Source organism: Psychrobacter sp. S1-30-MNA-CIBAN-0213, assembly GCF_040309845.1.
GTDB lineage: Bacteria > Pseudomonadota > Gammaproteobacteria > Pseudomonadales > Moraxellaceae > Psychrobacter.
This window is the reverse complement of the sequence record NZ_JBEOPE010000161.1, coordinates 1-243: the sequence shown is the minus strand read 5'-3', so window position 1 is coordinate 243 and position 243 is coordinate 1. Positions and strand designations below refer to the sequence as shown.

Below are 243 nucleotides of genomic sequence, written 5' to 3'. Positions count from 1 at the left end.
ATATTTAACTTCAATCTCTGGACAGTTATCACGCTTGTCACACGTCTCTTGTATATTACTGGGTAGCTGATACGGTAGATATTCAGTGCTGCTAATAAAACTTCCTGCATTTACCGACATGCTAACGGCACTTAACAGTAAGCTGCCAGTCAACATAGCAATTGAACGTCTCTGGCTTATCTTTATCGAAAATAGATCAGCCGACATCGATTTATCATCAGTTTGAGTCGTAGTGTGCATATG

Annotated in this window: 1 pseudogene; it reads right to left on the bottom strand. The window is 39.9% G+C overall.

Features of this window, described 5'->3' with window-relative positions:
* Positions 1-240: pseudogene (locus AAEY87_RS14345) on the bottom strand (hypothetical protein); the annotation flags it as partial.
* Positions 241-243: the final 3 nt, after the last annotated feature.